We start from the raw sequence: 21,087 nt of genomic DNA on the forward strand, positions 1-21,087 counted from the left end.
CGTAAAAATAAGCATCTTTTTGAATTTTAAGCGTAAAAAAGCCGGTCTTTTATCTTAGGTGATGACGCTCAAACAAGCGTTCACCTGCGACTATAAAAGCCCCAGAAATATTCCAATCGTAAAATACCATCCTATTTTACTCCGTGAAGCACAAGAAATTATCCCGCGAAATGTGCTTCCAATTCTTGTAATGTTGCAGCGCTGGTTGCCAAATCTTTTATAACTGTTCCTTTTTCTAAAACGACAATACGTTCACAGACTTCTGTAACATGCATCAAATCATGACTCGACACCAAAACCGTTACCCCTTGTTGTCCTGCAAGGTTTTTAATGATTTGCTTCAATCGGATTTGCGTGGTTGGATCTAAATTTGCAAAAGGCTCATCAAGAATGATAACTTCTGGGTTTCCAATCAAAGCCGCCACAATACCTACTTTCTTTTGGTTTCCTTTGCTTAAATCTCGTAAATATTTTTTCTGATTTAGGATTTCACCATGGAAAAAATCGGAAAACCCTTTTAAAAGCGCATCTACATCAGCCTTATTTTGGCCACGCAGCTCGCCAATAAAATAGAAGTATTCCTCAGGTGTTAAATAACCGATTAAAAATGTTTCATCAATATAAGCGGCCGTAAATGGTTTCCAGTCTTCACTTTCATTAACTTGAATGTCTTTACTTTTGATAAATCCTGTCGTAGGTTGGATCAAATCCAACAACAAGCTGAAGAATGTAGTTTTCCCAGCGCCATTATTACCCACCAATCCGAAACTTTGACCTTTCGGAATGTCTAAGTGCTCAATATTTAAAACGGGATCGGAATTATATTTTTTTGATAGATTGGATACTGTTATCATGACTAATTGTTTTGTTTGTAAGCGGCTAATGTTTTATACTTTTCTGATTTATAGATTTTTTCTATAATATCGAATACTTTATTCTTGAATAATAATCCTGCCAATCCGAAAATGGCGACCAAGGCAAAACCAAACACCTCACCGAGTGTAAAATGTCCTGCTGCGTAAATGGCCATCGGCAGTAATAATTTCGGAATGGTCAATAACATCGTTTTTGCGTTGAAAGCTTGCTTGTCTCCAAACGCTTTTTTACTTGTGGTTAAATCTATTGGCGTTTTAATATATGCGCCGCCCAATAACACGAGGTGACTATTAACACCAATATTATAGAACGCACCTACAACAACCGCAGCATAAGCTTGCCAGCCCCAATACAAGTAAAAAGCCGATAGAATCGTAGAAATGATTGTAGCAAACACCATTAAATACCATTTTGACGACAAATATTCCTTGTAGCGAATGTTTTGACTCATCATTAAGGGATAATAGGCGCTATCCCAACTCGGCACAAATTGTCCGAAAGTGAATAAAAATCCGCCAGAGACAAAAATTCCTGCAAAGATTTTCCAAAACGGCCCGTCATAAGCTTCAACTGAACCCGTAAAAAACAACAGTCCATAAAAAAGGAAGACCACGCTCATAATTAGCGTCATCCTTGAACGTTTGTTGCGTTTCAATAATTTAATGTCATTTTTAAGAAACGTAGAAAGACTTCCAAAACGGTCTAACCACGAATAATCTTCGGTTTTGGCCACATCATGTTTAATAGAAAGTCCGGCATCCAAATACAAGTTCTTTCTAAAATAGGTAAATGCCATTTTATAGAATACAAACGCCAAAACAAGAGGAATAATAGCCAGATACGGAATGGCATAAAACGACTTAAATATTGGTGCGGTATAATTAGTTAAATCAAAAATCCCAAAGTATTGAAGTCCCATCATCACGATCACAACACCTACTACTGCAAAAAATACGCTGTCTTTATTATTGATGAAAATATTGATGAAATTATTACAAAGCACCAATCCTAGAATAGCGATATACCAAGCAATGACCTGCAATACAGGAAAACCTTCAACGATCAATACTATAGAAAATGGAATAAAGAAAAAGGCGTGCAACACATTGAAAAACGACACCAAAGTTTTACCAATAGCGAAATTGACGATAGCGTTTCTTTTTATAGGCAAGTACATTAGCGGTTTAATGTTCATTACCGGCATTTTTTGAAGGAAATACCTAAATGAGAGATCAAAAACCATGAAATAAATCAACGCTTGGTTGACAACTTCAAAAGGTTCCCTTTTTAAACCATCTTCAATCATAAAATAGGCGCCGAAACCTAAAAGTAGAAAGGTACCAATCATCCATAATGCTCCAAAAACCATCATGATCTTTAGAAAAAGATTGGTTTTAAAAGATGCCGATCTTATAAAGGATTTCCACTCTAGACTAATAAAAAATTTGAGCATAAAAATTCAGTTGTGATTTAAATATTGGTAATAGTAATACACTTTTTGTTACAAACAAATTTCAAATTCCGGTAATTTGAAAAGATTCTCCCCATCCGAAGTTGTGTTCCTTTTCTTATTATTTTGTTACAGATGTCGCATTTATTCTAAGCATTCGTTACTTTTGAAAAAAAATTAAATCATGTCACATTTTCATAACCTAACTATAAAAAACATTGAGAGAATTACTTCCAAAGCGGTTACTATCAGCTTTGAGGTGCCTCAAGATTTAAAAGATACTTTTTCATTTCAAGCGGGCCAATACATCACCTTAAGATCACATCTTGACGGTAAAGAAATAAGACGCGATTACTCCTTATGTTCTTCTCCTAAAAGTGGCGAATTGAAGGTTGCTGTAAAGGAAGTACAGGGCGGTACATTTTCAATTTATGCAAATAATGAGTTGAAGCCTGGAGATACTATGGAAGTAGGACCACCAAAAGGTCATTTCGTTTTTAAACCAAATGATAAAATGGTCAAACATATTGCTGCTTTTGCCGCAGGAAGTGGTATCACGCCAATTTTGAGCATCGTTAAATGTGCCTTGGAAGAGGAAGAGTTGAGCAACGTGGTTTTGGTTTATGGGAATAAAACTACGGACGATACAATGTTTTTACAGGAACTATTAGATCTTCAAAGTCAGTACAGCAAACGCTTGTCCATTCAATTTGTATTTAGTCAAGCGCAAGAAGGAGATTCAATTTTTGGACGTATCGAAAAAAGCACTGTCAACCTCATTTTAAAGAATAAACATAAAGATTTAAGCATTGATGCTTTCTATTTATGTGGACCAGAAGCCATGATCCACACGGTTAAAGATGTTCTTGCAGAGCATCATACACCAATAGATCGCATACATTTCGAATTATTTAAAGCTGCAAAACCTACCGAAAGGGATACGACAGTTATTCCTGACGGACAGACTAAAATTTCGATTGTTTTAGATGATGAAACAACCACTTTTGAAATGTCACAAAAACAATCCATTCTTGACGCTGCTTTAGATAAGGATTTAGATGCGCCGTATTCTTGTCAAGGGGGAATTTGCAGCAGCTGTTTGGCTCGTGTAACTGAAGGTGAAGTGAAAATGCGTCAGAACAATATCTTGACGGATGGCGAAGTTGCCGATGGCTTAATCCTAACTTGCCAGGCGCACCCTATTACGCCAACGGTAAGTATTGATTATGACGATATTTAATAGTAGCGTACAGAAATTATAAAAATCGAAGGCTTTTCGTCCTTAAAAATTTTATTTCGTCGAATATTTTGAACTATTGCGAACAGAATATGGGATATAAAAATCAAACCAATATTTTTATAACCGATTTAATTGTTAGGTTAAAGTTTATCTATTTTATAAGACATTAAATCAGCCCTACTCTACGGAGTAGGGTTTTTTATAATGTATTTTACCTTCTCGATAACAGCTTCTGGACGAATGGTAATCATGCAATCTTCATAACCTTCAGGGAATTTATTGCCGTAGATAGAGGTCGGAATTTTAGGAAATTTGGCCCGATCCGCTAAAAGGGAAAAGTCAGCGTCTTGATTAAACGGGTAAAACCCTGCAAACGGATGCGTTACGCCCCAAAGCGTTAACACCTTTATGCCCATCATGGCCGCCATATGTGCATTGCCAGAATCCATAGAAACCATAACATCCAAATTGGAAATGACGTCTAATTCTTCATCCAAACTCAATTTGCCTGCAATGTTACGTACATGTTCATTTTCTATCTCACTTAAGTATTCCGCATCATCCTTTCCTCCAAACAATAACACCGTGTACTCTTTTGAAAGTTCTTCAATAACCTCTTCCATTGATGGCAAGGGATACATTTTACTTTTATGAGCTGCAAAAGGCGCAATACCTATCCATTTTCTGGTGTTTGTTCCGACAATTTCAAGCGTTTTTGTGTTCAATTCAGAACGCTCAGGAAAGCTTGGTTTCGTCTCTTTAATGGGTACGCCTAACTTATGAAAAACATCTCTATAGCGTTGGTGCGTGGTTTTAAGCTGCTCAAAAATCTTCCCGCTGACCAATGCCTTTTTTTCTGCACGACCTTTATCAATTTGAATGGGCTTAAGATCGAGTAAGAATAGTTTTAAGATCTTGCTTCGTAGCACATTATGCAAATCCGCCACAGCATCAATTCCCAACATTCGCAATTCTTTAGAAAGCTCAAAAAGCCCAAAGAAACCTTTATGTTTTCCTTTTAAATCGGCAGCAAACACGGACACATTCTCCAAATCGCGAAAAAACGGTTTAAAAAACTCTCGGGTTAGAACCGTTATTTTAATATCTGGATATTGCTCTGTGAAGGCTCTCAATACAGGAACCGTCATGGCCACGTCCCCCATTGCTGAGAGCCGGATGACGAGGATGTGATTTGGTAGTTTTGACATAATTTGACCCTTCTAACCTCCGATTAGCATCGGAATCCATCTTCCCTAAAAAAGGAAGTTTGTTGTTTGAGACTCCTGCCTAAGCAGGGCTGAAATTTATTTTTGACCTCTCAATACAGGGTTGAGCTCATCATCATTGTACATCTTCATTTGCTTGTATACTTTCATGTACTTCTTTCCTTGTTGAATATCTGCCAATAAATCATCAATGGCTTTACTCAAATCTTTACGTTGTTCAAGAAGGATATCGAGTTTTGTTTGACAATTCAATTTATGGGATGGAGACGCATCAGGACGCTCAACTTCCTCATTCATATGATAAATTTTCAACGCCAAAATAGATAATCTATCAATCGCCCAAGCTGGACTTTCCGTATTAATAGTCGCATCAGAATTTGGTTGCACGTCTTTATAGGCATTCAAAAAATAACTGTCAATGTACTCCACCATATCAGTTCTATCCTGATTTGAAGCATCAATTTGTCGTTTTAACGTAAGTGCGGCAACAGGATCGATATTCGGGTCTCTAATGATGTCTTCATAATGCCATTGCACTGTATCAATCCAACATTTTCGGTATAAAAGATGCTCTATAAGGTTTTTGTCTTTATCATAAATATTCTCAAAAGGCTGGTCTACCGTGTTTTTTACGTGATACGTATCGATAACCTTTTGGAAAATTTCATTCGCTTTTGCTGTAAACATAGTCTAATAATTATAAGACGTAAATATACTTCAATTTTAGTTAACTTTACGATTCAATATAGAGTTCAAGCCTTATGCACATTCACAACTTAACAGAACAGAATTCAATTTTAAATACGTTTATTTCAGAATTACGTGACGTTACTATTCAAAAAGACAGCATGCGATTCCGAAGAAATATAGAACGTATCGCGGAAATTTTAGGCTACGAAATCAGTAAAGTTTTAAACTATAAAACGTCACAAATAAAAACGCCTTTAGGGGTTTGTGAGATGAATGTTTTGGATAACGATATTGTGCTCTGTTCCATTTTAAGAGCAGGTGTGCCCTTACATAATGGGTTATTGAACTATTTTGATACGGCGCAAAATGCCTTTATTTCGGCATATAGACACCATCAAGAGCAATCGGACGACTTTGAAATAAGGGTGGAATATTTGGCGTGCCCTGATTTGGAAAATAAGACGCTTATTTTGGCTGATCCTATGTTGGCAACGGGACAATCAATAGTGGCTACTTTTGAAGCCTTAAAACCCTTTGGAAAACCTAAAGACATCCATCTGGCGTGTGTGATAGGCGCTCAGGAGGGCATTGAATATGTTAGCAAGTATTTTGACAAGGACGCACATTTGTGGATTGCCACAATTGACCCTGACTTAAATGAAAAGGGTTACATTGTTCCTGGTCTTGGCGATGCTGGCGATTTGGCTTTTGGAGAAAAACTACAGCACTAAATTTACGATAGACGTCATTATCAAAACCAATATCAAACTTTCCTTAAACCATTTTTCTGGGATAATTTGGAGATAGTTGGACATTATAATGGCCAATGGCGACAAGAGGAAGATAAATTCGCTTCCATCTTTATAGGGCGAAACCAAAATGATCAATAAGGCGATTAATGAGGAGATGATTACAATGATGAATGAAGGTCTATGACTTTTTAATTGGTGTTTTATATTTTTTAAATAATAGAACGACGCCCAAGTACCATAAGACAGTAATAAGGTTGCTGCAATAATAATGCGCTTAGAATTGAGTGGCGTAAAATCAAAACTCACATCGAAAAAACCGTGTAAATAGGGTTGAAATTCAATGTTCATCACAATCATATAAGAGGCGGTTATCACCGCAACACATAGAATTCCCAGGATGGGAATTACCCAATTTTTAATATCCACAATAGAATATAGCAGCAAGGCGATAAAAATCAAGATATAAAATAAGGAGGCCCAAAAGAACAAGAGGGTGGCCAAACTGACCCAAAAAGCCGCATCAAAAAGCTTTTTCTTAATTTCCTTATGGGATCTTAAACTTATCAATCGGCGCAATGCCAATAATATAAACAGGTTGGCAATCAGCAATTTGGAGTTGAGCAGGGTTTCTGGAAGCACTGCTACAAAAAGACCAAACATCAAAATCTTATAACTGTTCTTCTTCGTAAGATTGTTTTTACTGACAAAAAAATCGAGCACAAACAGCGATGCTAAACACACGCCAAAAAGAAACATTTGTTTAAAAAGAAGTTCAAGTGAAAAAGGCGCCGTAATTGCAGATAGTTTAGCGATTGTAAACACGACAAGGAGCAGCGCACTTACAACAAGCAGATGAATGGGCTTTGCTTTGCTGAAAAAACTTGAAATCATTGAGCGCTATGTTGTGGGTTCATTGCTGGATCTTAAAGTTCCGTGGAAATAAAATTCGTCTTGATTTTATTAATCTTTTCAAATAAAAAAAGTGTAATTTTGTGGGGTAAATATAATATTTATTATCATGAAAGATTTATTTAATGGCATATCAGATTTGTTTGTGAACATTCTTATGATGCCTTTTGATGCGTTAAAAGAATTAGAACTAAGCAATTGGTGGTTAGCTAATATCTTTTCTTGGGTATTTATCATTATAGGTATGGTAGCATTTGTTTATTGGATGTTACAATTGAAAACTTATAACGATAACGACGAAGAGGATAAGAGTATCTCATCCCATTCGTTTTTATAGATCGAAACCAATATCCTTACGGTAATACATCTTATCAAAATGTAGTTTTTCTATGTTTTGATAAGATTTTTTTATGGCTTCTTGGTACGTGTTTCCAAAAGCAGTAATTGCCATGACACGCCCACCGGAAGTTACCACGTTTCCATCTTTCAAAATAGCACCCGCATGAAAAGGAAGGACATCAGTAAGGTTATGTAAACCTGTTATTTCCTTGCCTTTTTCATAATCTTCAGGATAACCGCCAGATACCAACATAACTGTTGTGGCTGCGCGTTCATCAATTTCTATTTTGATTTTATCTAATTTTTGATTGGAAATAGCTTGAAAAATTTCAACCAAGTCGTTTTTAAGTCGAGGTAATACGACCTCTGTTTCAGGATCGCCCATACGTACGTTATACTCAATAACCTTAGGGTCATCGCCTACTTTAATAAGGCCGATGAAAATAAACCCTTTATAATCCAATCCATCTTTTTGAAGTCCCGCAACCGTTGGTTTTACTACGCGCTCTTCAATTTTATTTAAAAAGGAATCGGTTGCAAACGGCACCGGTGAAACTGCACCCATACCTCCTGTATTTAATCCGGTATCCCCTTCGCCAATGCGCTTGTAATCTTTCGCTGTTGGTAAAATTTGATAGTTTTTCCCATCAGTCAACACAAAACAGCTCAATTCAATGCCATCTAAAAACTCTTCAACAACAACTTTAGTACTTGCGGCACCAAACTTTGCGTCTACCAACATGCTTTTGAGTTCGGCCTTGGCCTCATCTAAATCATTTAAGATGAGTACGCCTTTTCCTGCTGCTAATCCATCAGCTTTCAATACATACGGCGGATTTAAAGTCTCCAAGAACTCATATCCAGCTTCTAATGAACTGGCATCAAAACTTTGGTAGGCTGCGGTTGGGATGTTATGACGGAACAAGAATTCTTTTGCAAACTCCTTACTGCCTTCTAATTGAGCAGCCGCTTTTTGTGGCCCGATAACGGCAACATGTTTAATTTCAGGATCGTTCAGAAAGAAATCATGGATCCCTTGAACCAAAGGATCTTCAGGTCCCACGACCACCATATCGATTTGTTTTTCCAAAACCAATGTTTTTATCGCTTCAAAATCAGTGACTTTAAGATCGATATTTTCAGCTATGTCTGCCGTTCCAGAGTTTCCTGGAGCAACAAATAGTTTTTGACATAATGGACTTTGGACAAGTTTCCAAGCAAATGTATGTTCCCTTCCACCGGAACCTAGGATTAAAATGGTCATGTTCGTGTTGTTTGTTGCAAAAATAAAGTTTATGCTATGAAAACTATAATAATTCAAGTATAAAATGTTGGATAAACACGAAAAGAATTAAGACGATGAACTTATAACTTGACGTATGAAAAATGTCTTGGCTAATAATTAAAACCTCAAAAGATTAGCTGAGGAATGTTGTAGTTGAATTCTAATGGGGAGTTTAATAAATTTCTTTACTTTACATGCTCATAAACAGTACAACATTTGAATTTATTTGATCTTTCTTTAAAATTGAATGGGTTTCCTATTAAGGAAGCTAAGTCTGTTTTGACCACTATTCAACAGCTTGAAGCGTCCGCGTTTCATGATTATGTTGAACAAAAAAAGGAGAACATTGTACAGTACCATCTGGAGCATAATCCTTTTTATAAATCCCTTTTTAAAAGCAAAACATACACCACTTGGGAAGTAGTGCCAATCATGACCAAACGAGATTTGCAACAACCATTGACCAACCGATTATCAAATGGTTTTTCTGAAAACAACGTGTATGTCAATAAAACGTCTGGTTCCTCGGGAGATCCATTTGTGTTTGCAAAAGATAAGTTTTGCCATGCACTTACATGGAGCATCATTAAAGACCGATTTGGCTGGCACAATCTCGATACCAATACTTCTGTTCAGGCACGGTTTTACGGCATTCCACTAGACAAAAAAGGCTATTATAAGGAACGTTTTAAAGATGCCTTAGGAAAAAGATACCGATTTTCAGTATTCGATTTAAGCGATAGCGCATTGGAGAAGTGTTTTGAAAAGTTTAAATCAACCGACTTTGATTATATCAATGGATATACAAGTGCGATTGTACAATTTGCAAAATATTTAAAGCAACGGGACGTCATTTTAAAGACGTACTGCCCTACGTTAAAGGCCTGTGTAGTAACTTCAGAAATGTTGTTTGACGATGACAAACTTTTGATGGAACAGCAGTTTGGAGTACCAGTGATCAATGAATACGGTGCTTCGGAATTGGATTTAATCGCATTTCAAAATCAGAAGAACGAATGGATCGTTAACAGTGAAACGCTGTATGTTGAAATTGTGGATGATAAGGATCAGGTTTTGCCTTACGGCGAAGAAGGTCGTGTGGTGATCACTTCATTGTATAATAAAGCACATCCGTTTATCCGTTATGAAATTGGAGATATCGGAATCCTATCGAAAGACAGTACACTTCAAAAGCCACTACTACAAAAGTTAATTGGCCGTACCAACGATATTGCAAAATTACCAAGTGGAAAGAAGGCCGCTGGACTTACATTTTACTATATTACCAAAAGTATTATTGAAGATGACGGTAATGTGAAGGAGTTTATTATTGAGCAATTAGACCTTCAAACTTTTAAAATTATCTATGTAAGCGCTGTTACGTTATCCGAAAAACAAACTGACATTATTTCAAGGGAAATGGAACATTATCTTGAAAAAGGATTACAGATTCTTTTTGAACGTCAACCACAATTGAAGCGCTCAAAATCTGGAAAATTGAAGCAATTTTCATCTTTATTAAACAACATATGACCATAACCATCATAGCAGGTGCACGTCCTAATTTCATGAAAATAGCCCCGATTATTGAGGCTATAAAAAAGAAACAATCGGAAGGAATTGACATTCAGTTTCAGTTGGTCCATACTGGTCAGCATTATGATAAAAACTTAAGTGACACCTTCTTTGAAGAATTAAACATTCCATTACCTGATATCAATTTAAACGTGAAAAGTGGCACTCAAGCAGAACAAACTGCTGCCATTATGATTGGTTTCGAAAAGGTTTTAACTGAAAATCCAACAGATTTGGTTATGGTAGTTGGTGATGTGACCTCAACCATGGCATGCACTATAGTCGCTAAAAAAGCAGGTATAAAAGTAGCACATGTAGAAGCAGGCATTCGCTCAGGAGATCTTTCAATGCCCGAAGAAATAAATCGTATTGTCACCGATAGTCTAACGGATTATTTTTTCACCACTACCACATCAGCATCTAAAACACTAGAAAATCTTGGTGTTTCAACAGGTCAGATTTTCTTTGTGGGAAATGTTATGATTGATACCTTACTGAAAAACGAAGGCAGACTTAAACAACCAGAACTGTGGCAAGAATTGAAATTGCAACCACAGAAATATATGGTGATGACCTTGCACCGACCAAGTAACGTTGACGAAGAAACACAACTCAAGGCACTTATTACACAAATTGCAGAATTAGGAGAAAATTTTCCTATCATATTCCCGATGCACCCGAGAACCCAAAAACTATTAGAAGGTCTTAAATTAAATTTCAAAAACCTCCATTACGTGTCGCCTTTGGGTTATTTAGAATTTAATTATCTCGTTAAAAATGCATTTGTAATACTTACCGATTCGGGAGGAATTACTGAAGAAACAACAGTGTTACACGTGCCTTGCATCACCTTAAGAAACAGTACGGAACGGCCTGAAACCTGCACTTTAGGCACGAATGTTTTAGTAGGAAATGATCCAGATAAAATTGCCAAGGCTTTTGAAAATCTAATGTCAGGCAATTGGCAAAAAGGAACGATTCCTGAGTTATGGGACGGTCATGCTGCAGAACGCATCATTAATCACCTTGTGGAAATTTATAGCTTGAAATGAAAGAGATTATAATCATTACAAGTTATTTTCCTCCAGAAACTGGTGCAGCTTCCAATAGGATTTTCCATTTGGCAGAAGGTTTGCACCAACGCAATTTTAAAGTGTCCGTAGTTACGCCACTTCCCAATTATCCGACAGGAAAAATATTTAAATCCTATCACGGGAAATTTAAGGAAACCAGTGTAGAAAGCGGAATTACAATCCACCGACTTTGGATTTATGCCTCCATCTCAAAAAACAAACTCGTTCGTTTGTTTGCAATGCTTTCTTATAGTTTGAGCCTGATTTGGTTTTTCTTATTCCATAAAATTCCACAAGCGGTTATTGTACAGTCGCCACCACTATTAGTGGCGTTTACATGCTGTACATTTTTGCGATCTAAAAAACGCAAACTCATCTTAAATGTAAGCGATTTATGGCCTATTGCAGGTCTGGAGTTGGGAGCCTTAAAAAAGAATTTCAGTTATTCCATTTTAGAGCGCATTGAACGTTCCAATTACAAAAAAGCCGATTTAATTTTAGGACAAAGTGAAGAGATTTTGACCCATGTGAACTCTTTATTCCCAAACAAACGAACCCTTTTATATCGAAATTATCCCAATTTTAGTCTTCCAAAACATGAGAAAAATACGATGGCTGCACCCAAAATTAAACTGGTTTATGCCGGATTGTTAGGCGTCGCGCAAGGAGTTTTAAAACTTTGTCAAGAATTGGATTATAGCACGATAGCATTTCATATTTACGGTGCTGGTGCAGAACAACATCAAATTGAACAATTCATACAGGCGCATCCTGAACTCCCTATTGTGTATCATGGTGAACTGTCTCGAGAAGCGCTGCACAAGGAACTTATGAGCTACGATTTAGGCGTTATACCGCTACTTAATCGTATTTACGGCTCAGTACCCTCAAAAATATTTGAATATGCAAAATTAGGGCTCCCAATGCTTTATTTTGGAGGTGGAGAAGGCGAATCGATTATTAAACAACATGAACTTGGGTGGGTGGCACGTGCGGGAGACTATAATCACCTCAATAGTATACTTTCTAATTTAGAGCCAACACAATTCAACGATGCCTTTAAAGAAAAAATGATAGCCACCGCAACGGCCAATTTTGACTTTAACAAACAATTGGACGCTTTAGCACCTCAGCTTTAATAGGCCTTTTCATCACCTTTTATGGCGTTGTAAACCGTTCGGAATATAATTTTCAAATCTAACAACAACGACCAGTTTTCAATGTAGTAAATATCGTATTTGACACGACCAATAATGTCTTTATCAGTTTCTACTTCGCCTCTAAATCCGCTAATTTGGGCAAGACCTGTAATTCCTGGTTTTACAAAATGACGCACCATAAACTTATCAATTCGGTTTGCGTAGATATTTGTATGACTCACCATATGCGGCCTCGGACCTACTACGGACATATCGCCAAAAAGCACATTAACAAATTGTGGTAATTCGTCAAGGCTCGTTTTTCTTAGAAAACTACCAAATTTCGTGACACGCTCATCTCCCCTCGTTGCTTGACTGATATGCGCTTCGGAATTTAAGATCATCGATCGGAACTTATAACAATCAAACACCCTATAATTGAATCCATTTCTGGGCTGTTTAAAAAACACGGGGCCTTTTGAATCCAGTTTTATCAAAATAGCAATAATTGGCGCGAGCCAAGAGAGGATAAAGACGATGATAAAAATTGAAAGAACAATATCAAAAGTTCTTTTGACAATTGTATTTATTGAATCTTCCAACGGAATGGTCCTAAGTGAAAGCACGGGGATATAATCATAATACTCATACTTCAACTTCTTGGAATTTATCTCTTTGTTATCAGGTAAAAATTTTAAGATTTTAAGATTATTATCCGCAAATTGTGTCACCTCAATAATTTGGATATTTGAAAGCTCAGAAATGGAACAATAGATCTCATCAATAGCATTTGCTTTGATATATTCAAAGCAGGAACGAAGCTCTGCTTCTGTAGTATTGGTGAAACTAAAAGTCTTTTTATGGATATAACCATATTCAGGATTCTCATTAAAGAATTTTTCAAGTGCCAGAGCTTTCTTATTGGCTCCCAAAATGACAGTTTTCCTATAATTTCCACCAAACGCGACCCTATACTTTTGAAGGAGGTAATACATTGCAAACTTGAATATCGCAATCAAAAGGAAGACAAGTAAGACATAATTTATAACCGTTTTCGGATATATCTCAAACTTCGGAAAAACCCCTGAAAAAGCGAAAATGATAATGGTAAACAAAATCATTTGTCGTATGATCAATGCCAAGATGGTCACTTCCCTTGTAAAACGATACACTTGATAAAATCGGGAGGCGATGGAAAGTACGATCCATGCACTAGAAATGACCAATACAAAAGTGAGCGAATCAATAGTCGGGAAAAAATGAAGCAACGCCAATATATTGATGATACTTAAATCAATTAAATATGAAATTGGCCTTAAGTATTTCGAATAGCGACCTTGCTTGAAACTTCTCACACTATTTTCTTATATGCTTCGTAAAATCTTTATGTTCGCTTTTAAATAACTCTTCTTCGGATAGATTTTTAAAATATTCATAAGTAATTGCCATCCCTTCTTTGCGGTCCACTTTAGGTTCCCAACCCAACAATTTTTTCGCCAAACTAATGTCTGGTTGACGTTGCATAGGATCGTCTACCGGAAGATCTTTATAAATTACTTTCTGAGTGGTATTGGTAAGTTTTATAATCTCTTCGGCAAAATCGCTTATCGAGATTTCATGTGGATTTCCAATGTTTACAGGGTATGCATAATCACTAAATAACAATCTGAAAATCCCCTCTACTTGGTCGTCTACATAACAGAATGAACGCGTTTGAGAGCCATCACCAAAAATAGTTAAATCTTCACCTCTCAAAGCTTGACCCATAAATGCTGGAATAACGCGTCCGTCATTGAGACGCATTCTCGGGCCATACGTATTAAAAATCCTTACAATGCGCGTTTCAAGTCCGTGAAATCTGTGGTACGCCATAGTGATGGACTCTTGAAAGCGCTTGGCTTCATCATACACCCCTCTTGGCCCAATGGTATTGACATTCCCATAATAATCTTCCGTTTGCGGATGCACTAAAGGATCTCCATACACTTCAGATGTTGACGCGATAAGCAATCTTGCCTTTTTAGCTTTTGCCAATCCCAATAGATTGTGCGTGCCCAAAGAGCCAACTTTTAAAGTTTGGATGGGGATTTTTAAATAATCTATCGGACTTGCCGGAGAGGCAAAATGGAGAATATAATGTAAATCACCCTCAATTGTGATGTGTTTCGTAACATCATGTTCAATGAACTTAAATTGTGGGTGATTTTTTAAATGTTCAATATTTTTTTGGTCGCCCGTTATGAAATTATCCATTCCAATAACCATGAAACCTTCTTTTATAAAGCGATCACAAAGGTGTGAACCTAGAAATCCTGCTGCGCCAGTAATGAGTATATTTTTAACCATGGGTTGCGTTTTTTCTATGACTTTAGAAAGCCATAATTCTGTTTAATGTGATGTAAAGATATCTTATTATGAGGTAAATTTCCGCTTATGAACAATCAATTTATCGTAATGTGCTGATGATTATAAGTTTGAAACTTCAGATTGATCGTATCCAATTTAGGACAATCCTTTTTCTTTAAAACGTTTATAGTTGCTTAAAACAAAGTCTTTTATTTCAGTTTCAAACCGTTCTTTTGAAAATCTTAAAGCGTTTTCGCGGATCTCTGCGTAATTAAAAGTCATTTTCTCAAAGTCATCAATTGCCGTAAGTAGCGATTCTACTTCCTGTTTGTAAAAAAATACACCAGTTTTATTCTTGATTACCGTTTCCAATACGCCTCCTTGCCCAAAAGCAATTACAGGAGTACCACAAGCTTGTGCTTCGACCGGAATAATACCAAAATCTTCTTCTGCGGCAAATACGAAGGCTTTCGCCTTTTCCATATAGTGCCTCAATTGATCATTTTCAATAAAACCCAACAATTCTATATTCTGATTAGCAATCTTTTTGATGTTGTTAAACTCAGGCCCATCACCAGAAACAATCAATTTTCTATGAGGCATTTTATTAAAAGCTCTCACGATCAATTCGATATTTTTATAAGGCACCATCCGTGAGGCTGTAAAATAATAATCCTCTTTTTCATCTACCAACTTAAAATAGTCCACGTCTACGGGCGGATAGATAACTGTACTTTCACGATTATAAATTTTCTTGATCCTTTTGGCAACAAACTTCGAATTGGCAATAAAATGATCGACTCTATTTGAAGATACCACATCCCAAATTCTCATTTTATGCAAAATCTGCTTCGCATAAAACCCTTTAAGCCCTGTTAAATTAGATGCTTTTAGATACGGATGATACAAATCCCACGCATAACGCATAGGTGAGTGACAATAGCAAATATGGAGCTGATTTGGGTGCGTTAAAACACCTTTTGCAACCGATGCTGAAGAGCTTAATACTAAATCATATGCTCGTAAATCGAATTGCTCAATGGCATACGGAAAGAGTTGTAAAAACTTCCGGTGATTGGATTTTGCAGTTGGTAGTTTTTGAATGAATGAGGTGTTTACAGTCTTGTTATCTCCTGTAAATATCTGCTTTCTGTCTTTTTCATCTAAAAAATCGATTAAAGCATAATGCTCTAAATCTGCCCAAATCGCATTAAATGATTGAATGACTTTTTCAGCTCCTCCATTTACGTAATACCAATCATGAATTAGTGCCTTCTTCATTCCAGAGCTTTTTTATCGTTACCAAAATTATAGAATGTACTAAACAATAAAGCGTAAAAAATGAAAAATGTTAACCCTATTTGCCTCATGAGATACGATTCTGTAATCGAAGCTATCATGAAGATAAATATAAATGCGCAAAAAGTGCTATCTCTTGATTTTTTAGCCCTTAAAATGAGACTATAAAAAATCATCAGCAATACAATAAATCCAAGAATCCCGTGCCTTAGTTGAGTTTCTAAGTATTGATTATGGGCGTTGTGTTTATTGATATAAGACTCGCTCGTTTTACTTCTATAAACTTGCAAATACGTAAGTCCGCCGTCAGTACCCACCCCTATTAGCGGATGATCTTTTATCACGGATATCACACTTTTCCAGTTTTCTGGTCGGGACGTATCCCCTTTTCCCTTTATAAAACTCCATTCAATTCTTCCGAGTAGACTTTCCCCAGGGAATTTAGAAATTGACTTTGCATTAATGATACTTCCAGCGATAATCACTACAAGTAAAACAGGTAAGAGAATGGACAGCAACAGTTTGAATTTTTTCTCCTTTATCAAATAAATAAGATAGATGACCAACAATAACAACACTAAAATAATGGGTATAAAAGCTGAGATTCCATATAAGGACAACAGTAGATATCCCATAAGAAAGAATTTAATTATCCCGTTAAAAACGGTGTTTCTTGAGAACGTCGTTTTTAAAACTACGACTAACGAGAACACGACCATAAGTCCGAAATATGGTGGATGGATTTGGACGAAACCTTCTTGGACGAAATTCACCCTTACAAAATGGAATAACAGCGAATTATAGTCTAAATGTTGGCTAAGTATTTTATTGAAAATGTTTACGTGTATACTCAGTAAAATGATCAGAACAGCTATAACAAAGCCATAAAGTCCATATTTAAGTTTTTTATAATCCATCACATCTGATAGATTAATGAAGGTAATTGGCAATATTAAGAACACACTGTTTTGGATGATATATTTAAATCCCAGGTTTAAATCATCCGAATAAAAGACGCCAATGAACTGAATTAAAAAATAAATTATGAATAACACGTGAATCCCAAATTCGTTTTTGAGATTTGAAAACGTGTACTTGTTTTTTTTAAACCCTATAAAAGAATATAGAAATAATACACCAATAGCAATACTATTAAATGCAAACGAAAATGGGATGCTAAAGCCCACTACCGCCAGTAATAGATTTAAAAACCCTATTTTTTGGTTTTTATTTTTTAGACTAATTCTTGAAACCATTTCCTGATTTATCTGATGGTTATAAGCTTGCCAACTCCAAATAAGCTTTGGCACTATTTTGTATTGACATTTCTTTACCGTACTGATAGGCCAACTCAGACATCGAAGTCAATGTTTCAAAATCCAAACTGTTTATTGTTTCGTATACGGTTACGAATTCTGCTACAGAATAATTTTTCATTCTTAAACCAAAATCATCCTTAAAATAACGAGTATCAAAAACACTAACGGGCAAACATTCATGCCTACAACACACCGCAAGGCTTCCGTTGTTTGTGGAGATGTTCGGTTTTAAAGGCAAGATCATGCAGTGCATATCATGTAGCAACGTAGAAACCTCATCATCGTCCAGATCAAAATGATATTTTAATGATTTATTTTCTTTAATGTCCGGATGCAATGAACTGGTGATAAAATGGAAAACGATCCTGTTGTCTCCATTCTTCTCAAGATACTGCTCCCATGCCTGAATCATAGGTGTTATTTCCTTGGTTTGAAAATTAATGATTCCGAAAAAACATATGTGTACTGACGTTGATGGAGTTATCGTTTTTCTGTGTGACGGTTCAATGTTTGCGGGAATTATTCGCTTTTTAAAGATGGTTTTACTGTTTAAAAAAGGCTTTACATCTTCTTCTTTTGTATATAAAACGATGTCACTAATCGGAATAAGAAGCTTAATGAACAATTTTCGGAACAGCTTGGTTCTGCTATATTCATGAAGCGAAATAACAATAATGGGTTTTCGTTTTTTTTTAGATTTTATTGAATACAGGACGACTAAAAATAGAGGATTGTATTCCACAAACGGATACTCTAAAATGATATAATTTTCATCGGAATTGTTTTGAAGTGCTCTTTTCAATCGCAACAATTCTGAAGTCATTCGCATAGAAAAGAATAACTGTAATTTAGAAAGATGATGTGTTTCAGCCGAGTACCTTGTTATTTTCAAAGCACTAGTTTTTCTCAATGCCTTTACAATTTTTGAGGTAAAATGACCGATGCCATCTTTAGAGCTTCCATAATTGGTACAAACAAAATGGAAGTGTGTATTATTTGATAAACTTAAATCCATAATCAATTTTGTAATTTAAGTTTGAATTTCTTTCACCAATTACCTTTGCAGGATTCCCGCCAACTAAAGCATACGCAGGCACATCTTCAACAACCACAGCACCAGGAAACACCACGGCACCTTCACCAATTGTGACGCCTGGTTGGATAATGCAACTAGAAAATAAAACCACATGATCCTTTATGGTCACTGGCTTCTTCGTTCCTGTAAAATAAGAACAATTAATGTCGTGTCCCGTGGTATAAATCTTGCAATAATGAGCGATAGACACCTTATCACCAATGGTAATCGTCCCTCTATTGTCGATAACGCATTTCGGATTAATCACAGAATGATCACCTATAGAAAATTTACCCAGGCTTAAAAATGTGGAATTGTGAATATGAGTATGTTTTCCTATTTTAAATCCAAACAATCTGAAAAAGCCCTTTTTCAAGCGATTAAACAGTAAGATTTTATAAATGAAATTAAAAAGTGCAATGACGATGATCCAAAGCTGCAGCTTGATGTTCGCCACACTTTTTCTAGTAAAAAACTTTTTTAAAGTGCCTTTAAAAGTCAATTTGAACGATTCAGTTTGAAATTCCTTATCATTTATAAGGTTATGGTTTTTTAATGCGGTCAAATATTGACGATGGGCCTTATAAAAAGACACTTCACTTAAGCCTCCCGTTCTCATAAACACCTTAACATCGGACTTTACGAAAGAAATGCCTTGTGTGTAACATTTCAATAAAAAGTAAGCGTCACTCGCTATGGACAATTCTTTTGAGACTGCATACAATCCAACTTTATCATACACTGATTTAGCAACAAACGTAGCCGGATGCATAAATCCGAGACCAGATTTCAACTGAGTAGGATCGAACTTTCCAATGTTTGAAGAGAACACCACATCGTTATCATCAATAAAATAAGTATCGCCATAAATAAGCGCGTTCGGGTGGTTTTTAGCCGTTTCTAAGACTAATTGAAGCGTGTTTGGGTTGTAGGTGTCATCTGCGTTCAAAATGCTTATAAAGCGTCCTTTTGCGAGGTTTATCCCTTTATTAAATGCATCATAGATGCCGTTATCAGGTTCAGAAACGATAATATCTATAAAATCTCTATATTTTTCTATTACCTCAACCGTTCCATCATTCGAATTGCCGTCAATAATGATGTATTCATAATTTTTATAGGTTTGAGAGATCACACTTTTTATAGTTCTTTCAATCGTACGTATTGAATTATAACATACCGTTACTATACTAAAATCTATCTCCTCTTCTTTCATTTGACATTTTAATAAAATATGCACTCGCTGAAATCAATAGCGCTACTTCCACCCAAAAATAATACTGCCACAACATGCCCGTAAAAAACCAATGGGCCATTCTTACATATACTCCAAATTTAATTGCGATAAAGAAACCTTTATACTCTGCAGGTGCCGTTTTAGGTATTTTAATGTTACTGATAATATTAAACAAGATAATGATTAATAAAAGACCAATTAACCCTCTATCGGTTAATGTGGAGAGGTACAAATTGTGAGCTTCTTCAGCGTCATCTAAAAAAAACTCTGTAAAAGATTTGCTCATCTTGTTGTAATAGCCCGTACCATTTCCAAAAATCATTCTAAGCCAGGAGGATTCCAAGAATAAGTTTGCTCCCAACTTCATATGTCCTAACCGTTGTGCAGCCGACCATTCGTACACATCGCCGATTCCAAAATAAGCCTGAAATTTCTCCCAATTATAAGCAATCATAATGCTTACTTTCTTAAAAAAAATAAGTCCTACAACTGCCATTGTGGTTGCCGCATAGAAGAGTCCATTTTTTACTTTCCGTTTTAATGCTTTATCTGCTGAGCCATTTAAGAAATACAGAACAGAAAAAACAAGCACCAAATATCCGAAAGATGAAAATGTCAATAGGATAAAAACCATGGACCAGAGCGAATATTTCAATTTTCGCTTAATAAAGCCATACATCAACGGAATTGCCAACAACGGAACAACATAAGCAGGTTCTGAGGATGGGCCGGCAAACCTGATCATAATATCATTAAAGATGTGCTTTTCCTGTCTGCTCACAAAAATTGAATCGCTCCAATTAAAACTGACGATGTAATAATCTATAAATTCGATTACATAAAAAATCGAAACCACGTAAAGAATATACCTGATAAAGGATTCGAACTTTATTTGTTCGTAGTTAATTGGCTTTATGACAAAGCTCATAAACGCGAAAATATACAGCGTGTTTCTTACCACATATTTGTAGTAAAACCCCTCATCTATAGTGCTAAAAAAAGCAACCGATACGGTGAGGATCAAATTGAGCAGCAATACAAAAAGAATCAAAAACCCTGATTTGTTTATTTTAGTGATTTTTGAAATCGCATTGATATCCAACAATCTTAAAAAGAAGAGCAAAAAGGCCAATTCACCCAAACGAAATGGAATTCCGAAAATCATAAAACCCACATCCATAAATGGAAATGCGAGAAGTAATAATTTATCGATATAATTCATTGGAATGCGCCGTTTTAAATTAACGTGATCTGTAC

Annotated in this window: 19 protein-coding genes; 6 read left to right on the plus strand and 13 right to left on the minus strand. The window is 36.0% G+C overall.

Features of this window, described 5'->3' with window-relative positions:
* Positions 1 to 158 precede the first annotated feature (158 nt).
* Positions 159 to 854 (minus strand): ABC transporter ATP-binding protein, encoded by a 696-nt coding sequence (locus Q0947_RS06100; RefSeq protein WP_299393583.1) that lies wholly within the window; start codon positions 852 to 854, stop codon positions 159 to 161.
* Positions 855 to 856: 2 nt separating this feature from the next.
* Positions 857 to 2,329 carry a DUF5687 family protein gene (locus Q0947_RS06105; RefSeq protein ID WP_299393586.1) on the minus strand — a complete coding sequence of 491 codons (1,473 nt, stop codon included), beginning with the start codon at positions 2,327 to 2,329 and terminating at the stop codon, positions 857 to 859.
* Between the two features lie 181 nt (positions 2,330 to 2,510).
* Here Q0947_RS06105 and Q0947_RS06110 point away from each other — a divergent pair, with 181 nt between their 5' ends.
* Complete coding sequence (locus Q0947_RS06110; RefSeq protein WP_299393589.1) at positions 2,511 to 3,566, plus strand: ferredoxin--NADP reductase; 1,056 nt, start codon at positions 2,511 to 2,513, stop codon at positions 3,564 to 3,566.
* A 182-nt stretch (positions 3,567 to 3,748) separates the two neighbouring features.
* On the opposite strand, the gene Q0947_RS06115 is transcribed toward Q0947_RS06110, so the two are convergent.
* Positions 3,749 to 4,774: a glycosyltransferase family 9 protein gene (locus Q0947_RS06115; RefSeq protein WP_299393594.1), complete on the minus strand. Its 1,026-nt coding sequence runs from the start codon at positions 4,772 to 4,774 to the stop codon at positions 3,749 to 3,751.
* 96 nt (positions 4,775 to 4,870) lie between these two features.
* Complete coding sequence (locus Q0947_RS06120; RefSeq protein WP_299393597.1) at positions 4,871 to 5,479, minus strand: DUF4254 domain-containing protein; 609 nt, start codon at positions 5,477 to 5,479, stop codon at positions 4,871 to 4,873.
* A 74-nt stretch (positions 5,480 to 5,553) separates the two neighbouring features.
* Here Q0947_RS06120 and upp point away from each other — a divergent pair, with 74 nt between their 5' ends.
* Entirely contained in the window at positions 5,554 to 6,213 is a 660-nt protein-coding gene (upp, locus tag Q0947_RS06125; protein WP_299393601.1) for a uracil phosphoribosyltransferase, read from the plus strand.
* Here upp and Q0947_RS06130 read toward each other — a convergent pair.
* Positions 6,202 to 7,125, minus strand: coding sequence for a DUF6427 family protein (locus Q0947_RS06130; RefSeq protein WP_299393606.1), 924 nt, complete (start codon positions 7,123 to 7,125; stop codon positions 6,202 to 6,204). The genes upp and Q0947_RS06130 overlap by 12 nt on opposite strands.
* Positions 7,126 to 7,252: 127 nt before the next feature.
* Here Q0947_RS06130 and Q0947_RS06135 point away from each other — a divergent pair, with 127 nt between their 5' ends.
* Entirely contained in the window at positions 7,253 to 7,480 is a 228-nt protein-coding gene (locus Q0947_RS06135; RefSeq protein ID WP_299393610.1) for a uracil phosphoribosyltransferase, read from the plus strand.
* Here Q0947_RS06135 and purD read toward each other — a convergent pair.
* The gene (gene purD / locus Q0947_RS06140; protein WP_299393614.1) at positions 7,475 to 8,746 is read right to left on the minus strand and encodes a phosphoribosylamine--glycine ligase; all 1,272 of its coding nucleotides are present in this window, start codon (positions 8,744 to 8,746) and stop codon (positions 7,475 to 7,477) included. The genes Q0947_RS06135 and purD overlap by 6 nt on opposite strands.
* 237 nt (positions 8,747 to 8,983) lie before the next feature.
* On the opposite strand from purD, the gene Q0947_RS06145 reads away from it, so the two are divergent.
* The 3 genes from Q0947_RS06145 to Q0947_RS06155 are packed head-to-tail and all read left to right on the plus strand — an operon-like array spanning position 8,984 to position 12,554.
* Positions 8,984 to 10,300, plus strand: a complete 1,317-nt coding sequence (locus Q0947_RS06145) for a phenylacetate--CoA ligase family protein (protein ID WP_299393617.1) — start codon at positions 8,984 to 8,986, stop codon at positions 10,298 to 10,300.
* Positions 10,297 to 11,394: a non-hydrolyzing UDP-N-acetylglucosamine 2-epimerase gene (gene wecB, locus Q0947_RS06150; protein ID WP_299393621.1), complete on the plus strand. Its 1,098-nt coding sequence runs from the start codon at positions 10,297 to 10,299 to the stop codon at positions 11,392 to 11,394. The genes Q0947_RS06145 and wecB overlap by 4 nt, the downstream gene beginning before the upstream one ends.
* Positions 11,391 to 12,554 carry a glycosyltransferase family 4 protein gene (locus tag Q0947_RS06155; protein WP_299393625.1) on the plus strand — a complete coding sequence of 388 codons (1,164 nt, stop codon included), beginning with the start codon at positions 11,391 to 11,393 and terminating at the stop codon, positions 12,552 to 12,554. Before wecB ends, Q0947_RS06155 begins: the two co-directional genes overlap by 4 nt.
* On the opposite strand, the gene Q0947_RS06160 is transcribed toward Q0947_RS06155, so the two are convergent.
* The 7 genes from Q0947_RS06160 to Q0947_RS06190 all read right to left on the minus strand — a co-directional run bounded on the left by Q0947_RS06160 (position 12,551) and on the right by Q0947_RS06190 (position 21,052).
* Complete coding sequence (locus tag Q0947_RS06160) at positions 12,551 to 13,909, minus strand: undecaprenyl-phosphate glucose phosphotransferase (RefSeq protein ID WP_299393628.1); 1,359 nt, start codon at positions 13,907 to 13,909, stop codon at positions 12,551 to 12,553. The genes Q0947_RS06155 and Q0947_RS06160 overlap by 4 nt on opposite strands.
* 1 nt (position 13,910) lies before the next feature.
* A complete protein-coding gene (locus Q0947_RS06165) occupies positions 13,911 to 14,900 on the minus strand; it encodes a UDP-glucuronic acid decarboxylase family protein (RefSeq protein ID WP_299393632.1) in 990 nt (329 codons plus the stop codon).
* Positions 14,901 to 15,056: 156 nt separating this feature from the next.
* Positions 15,057 to 16,181, minus strand: coding sequence for a glycosyltransferase family 4 protein (locus tag Q0947_RS06170; RefSeq protein ID WP_299393635.1), 1,125 nt, complete (start codon positions 16,179 to 16,181; stop codon positions 15,057 to 15,059).
* Positions 16,178 to 17,509: an O-antigen ligase family protein gene (locus Q0947_RS06175; protein ID WP_299393637.1), complete on the minus strand. Its 1,332-nt coding sequence runs from the start codon at positions 17,507 to 17,509 to the stop codon at positions 16,178 to 16,180. Before Q0947_RS06175 ends, Q0947_RS06170 begins: the two co-directional genes overlap by 4 nt.
* On the minus strand, positions 17,475 to 18,533 hold the full coding sequence (locus tag Q0947_RS06180; protein ID WP_299393639.1) for a hypothetical protein: 1,059 nt from the start codon (positions 18,531 to 18,533) through the stop codon (positions 17,475 to 17,477). The genes Q0947_RS06175 and Q0947_RS06180 overlap by 35 nt, the downstream gene beginning before the upstream one ends.
* Positions 18,511 to 19,809, minus strand: coding sequence for a glycosyltransferase (locus Q0947_RS06185; protein WP_299393641.1), 1,299 nt, complete (start codon positions 19,807 to 19,809; stop codon positions 18,511 to 18,513). Before Q0947_RS06185 ends, Q0947_RS06180 begins: the two co-directional genes overlap by 23 nt.
* Positions 19,784 to 21,052 (minus strand): O-antigen ligase family protein, encoded by a 1,269-nt coding sequence (locus tag Q0947_RS06190; RefSeq protein WP_299393644.1) that lies wholly within the window; start codon positions 21,050 to 21,052, stop codon positions 19,784 to 19,786. Before Q0947_RS06190 ends, Q0947_RS06185 begins: the two co-directional genes overlap by 26 nt.
* Positions 21,053 to 21,087: the final 35 nt, after the last annotated feature.

Source organism: uncultured Gelidibacter sp. (assembly GCF_947500795.1).
Lineage (GTDB): Bacteria > Bacteroidota > Bacteroidia > Flavobacteriales > Flavobacteriaceae > Gelidibacter.

Bases quoted from the DNA above. Each gene is read 5' to 3' on its own strand.
- Q0947_RS06100 (WP_299393583.1), bottom strand. From the start codon at position 854: ATGATAACAGTATCCAATCTATCAAAAAAATATAATTCCGATCCCGTT.
- Q0947_RS06105 (WP_299393586.1), bottom strand. From the start codon at position 2,329: ATGCTCAAATTTTTTATTAGTCTAGAGTGGAAATCCTTTATAAGATCG.
- Q0947_RS06110 (WP_299393589.1), top strand. From the start codon at position 2,511: ATGTCACATTTTCATAACCTAACTATAAAAAACATTGAGAGAATTACT.
- Q0947_RS06115 (WP_299393594.1), bottom strand. From the start codon at position 4,774: ATGTCAAAACTACCAAATCACATCCTCGTCATCCGGCTCTCAGCAATG.
- Q0947_RS06120 (WP_299393597.1), bottom strand. From the start codon at position 5,479: ATGTTTACAGCAAAAGCGAATGAAATTTTCCAAAAGGTTATCGATACG.
- upp (WP_299393601.1), top strand. From the start codon at position 5,554: ATGCACATTCACAACTTAACAGAACAGAATTCAATTTTAAATACGTTT.
- Q0947_RS06130 (WP_299393606.1), bottom strand. From the start codon at position 7,125: ATGATTTCAAGTTTTTTCAGCAAAGCAAAGCCCATTCATCTGCTTGTT.
- Q0947_RS06135 (WP_299393610.1), top strand. From the start codon at position 7,253: ATGAAAGATTTATTTAATGGCATATCAGATTTGTTTGTGAACATTCTT.
- purD (WP_299393614.1), bottom strand. From the start codon at position 8,746: ATGACCATTTTAATCCTAGGTTCCGGTGGAAGGGAACATACATTTGCT.
- wecB (WP_299393621.1), top strand. From the start codon at position 10,297: ATGACCATAACCATCATAGCAGGTGCACGTCCTAATTTCATGAAAATA.
- Q0947_RS06155 (WP_299393625.1), top strand. From the start codon at position 11,391: ATGAAAGAGATTATAATCATTACAAGTTATTTTCCTCCAGAAACTGGT.
- Q0947_RS06165 (WP_299393632.1), bottom strand. From the start codon at position 14,900: ATGGTTAAAAATATACTCATTACTGGCGCAGCAGGATTTCTAGGTTCA.
- Q0947_RS06170 (WP_299393635.1), bottom strand. From the start codon at position 16,181: ATGAAGAAGGCACTAATTCATGATTGGTATTACGTAAATGGAGGAGCT.
- Q0947_RS06180 (WP_299393639.1), bottom strand. From the start codon at position 18,533: ATGGATTTAAGTTTATCAAATAATACACACTTCCATTTTGTTTGTACC.
- Q0947_RS06185 (WP_299393641.1), bottom strand. From the start codon at position 19,809: ATGAAAGAAGAGGAGATAGATTTTAGTATAGTAACGGTATGTTATAAT.
- Q0947_RS06190 (WP_299393644.1), bottom strand. From the start codon at position 21,052: ATGAATTATATCGATAAATTATTACTTCTCGCATTTCCATTTATGGAT.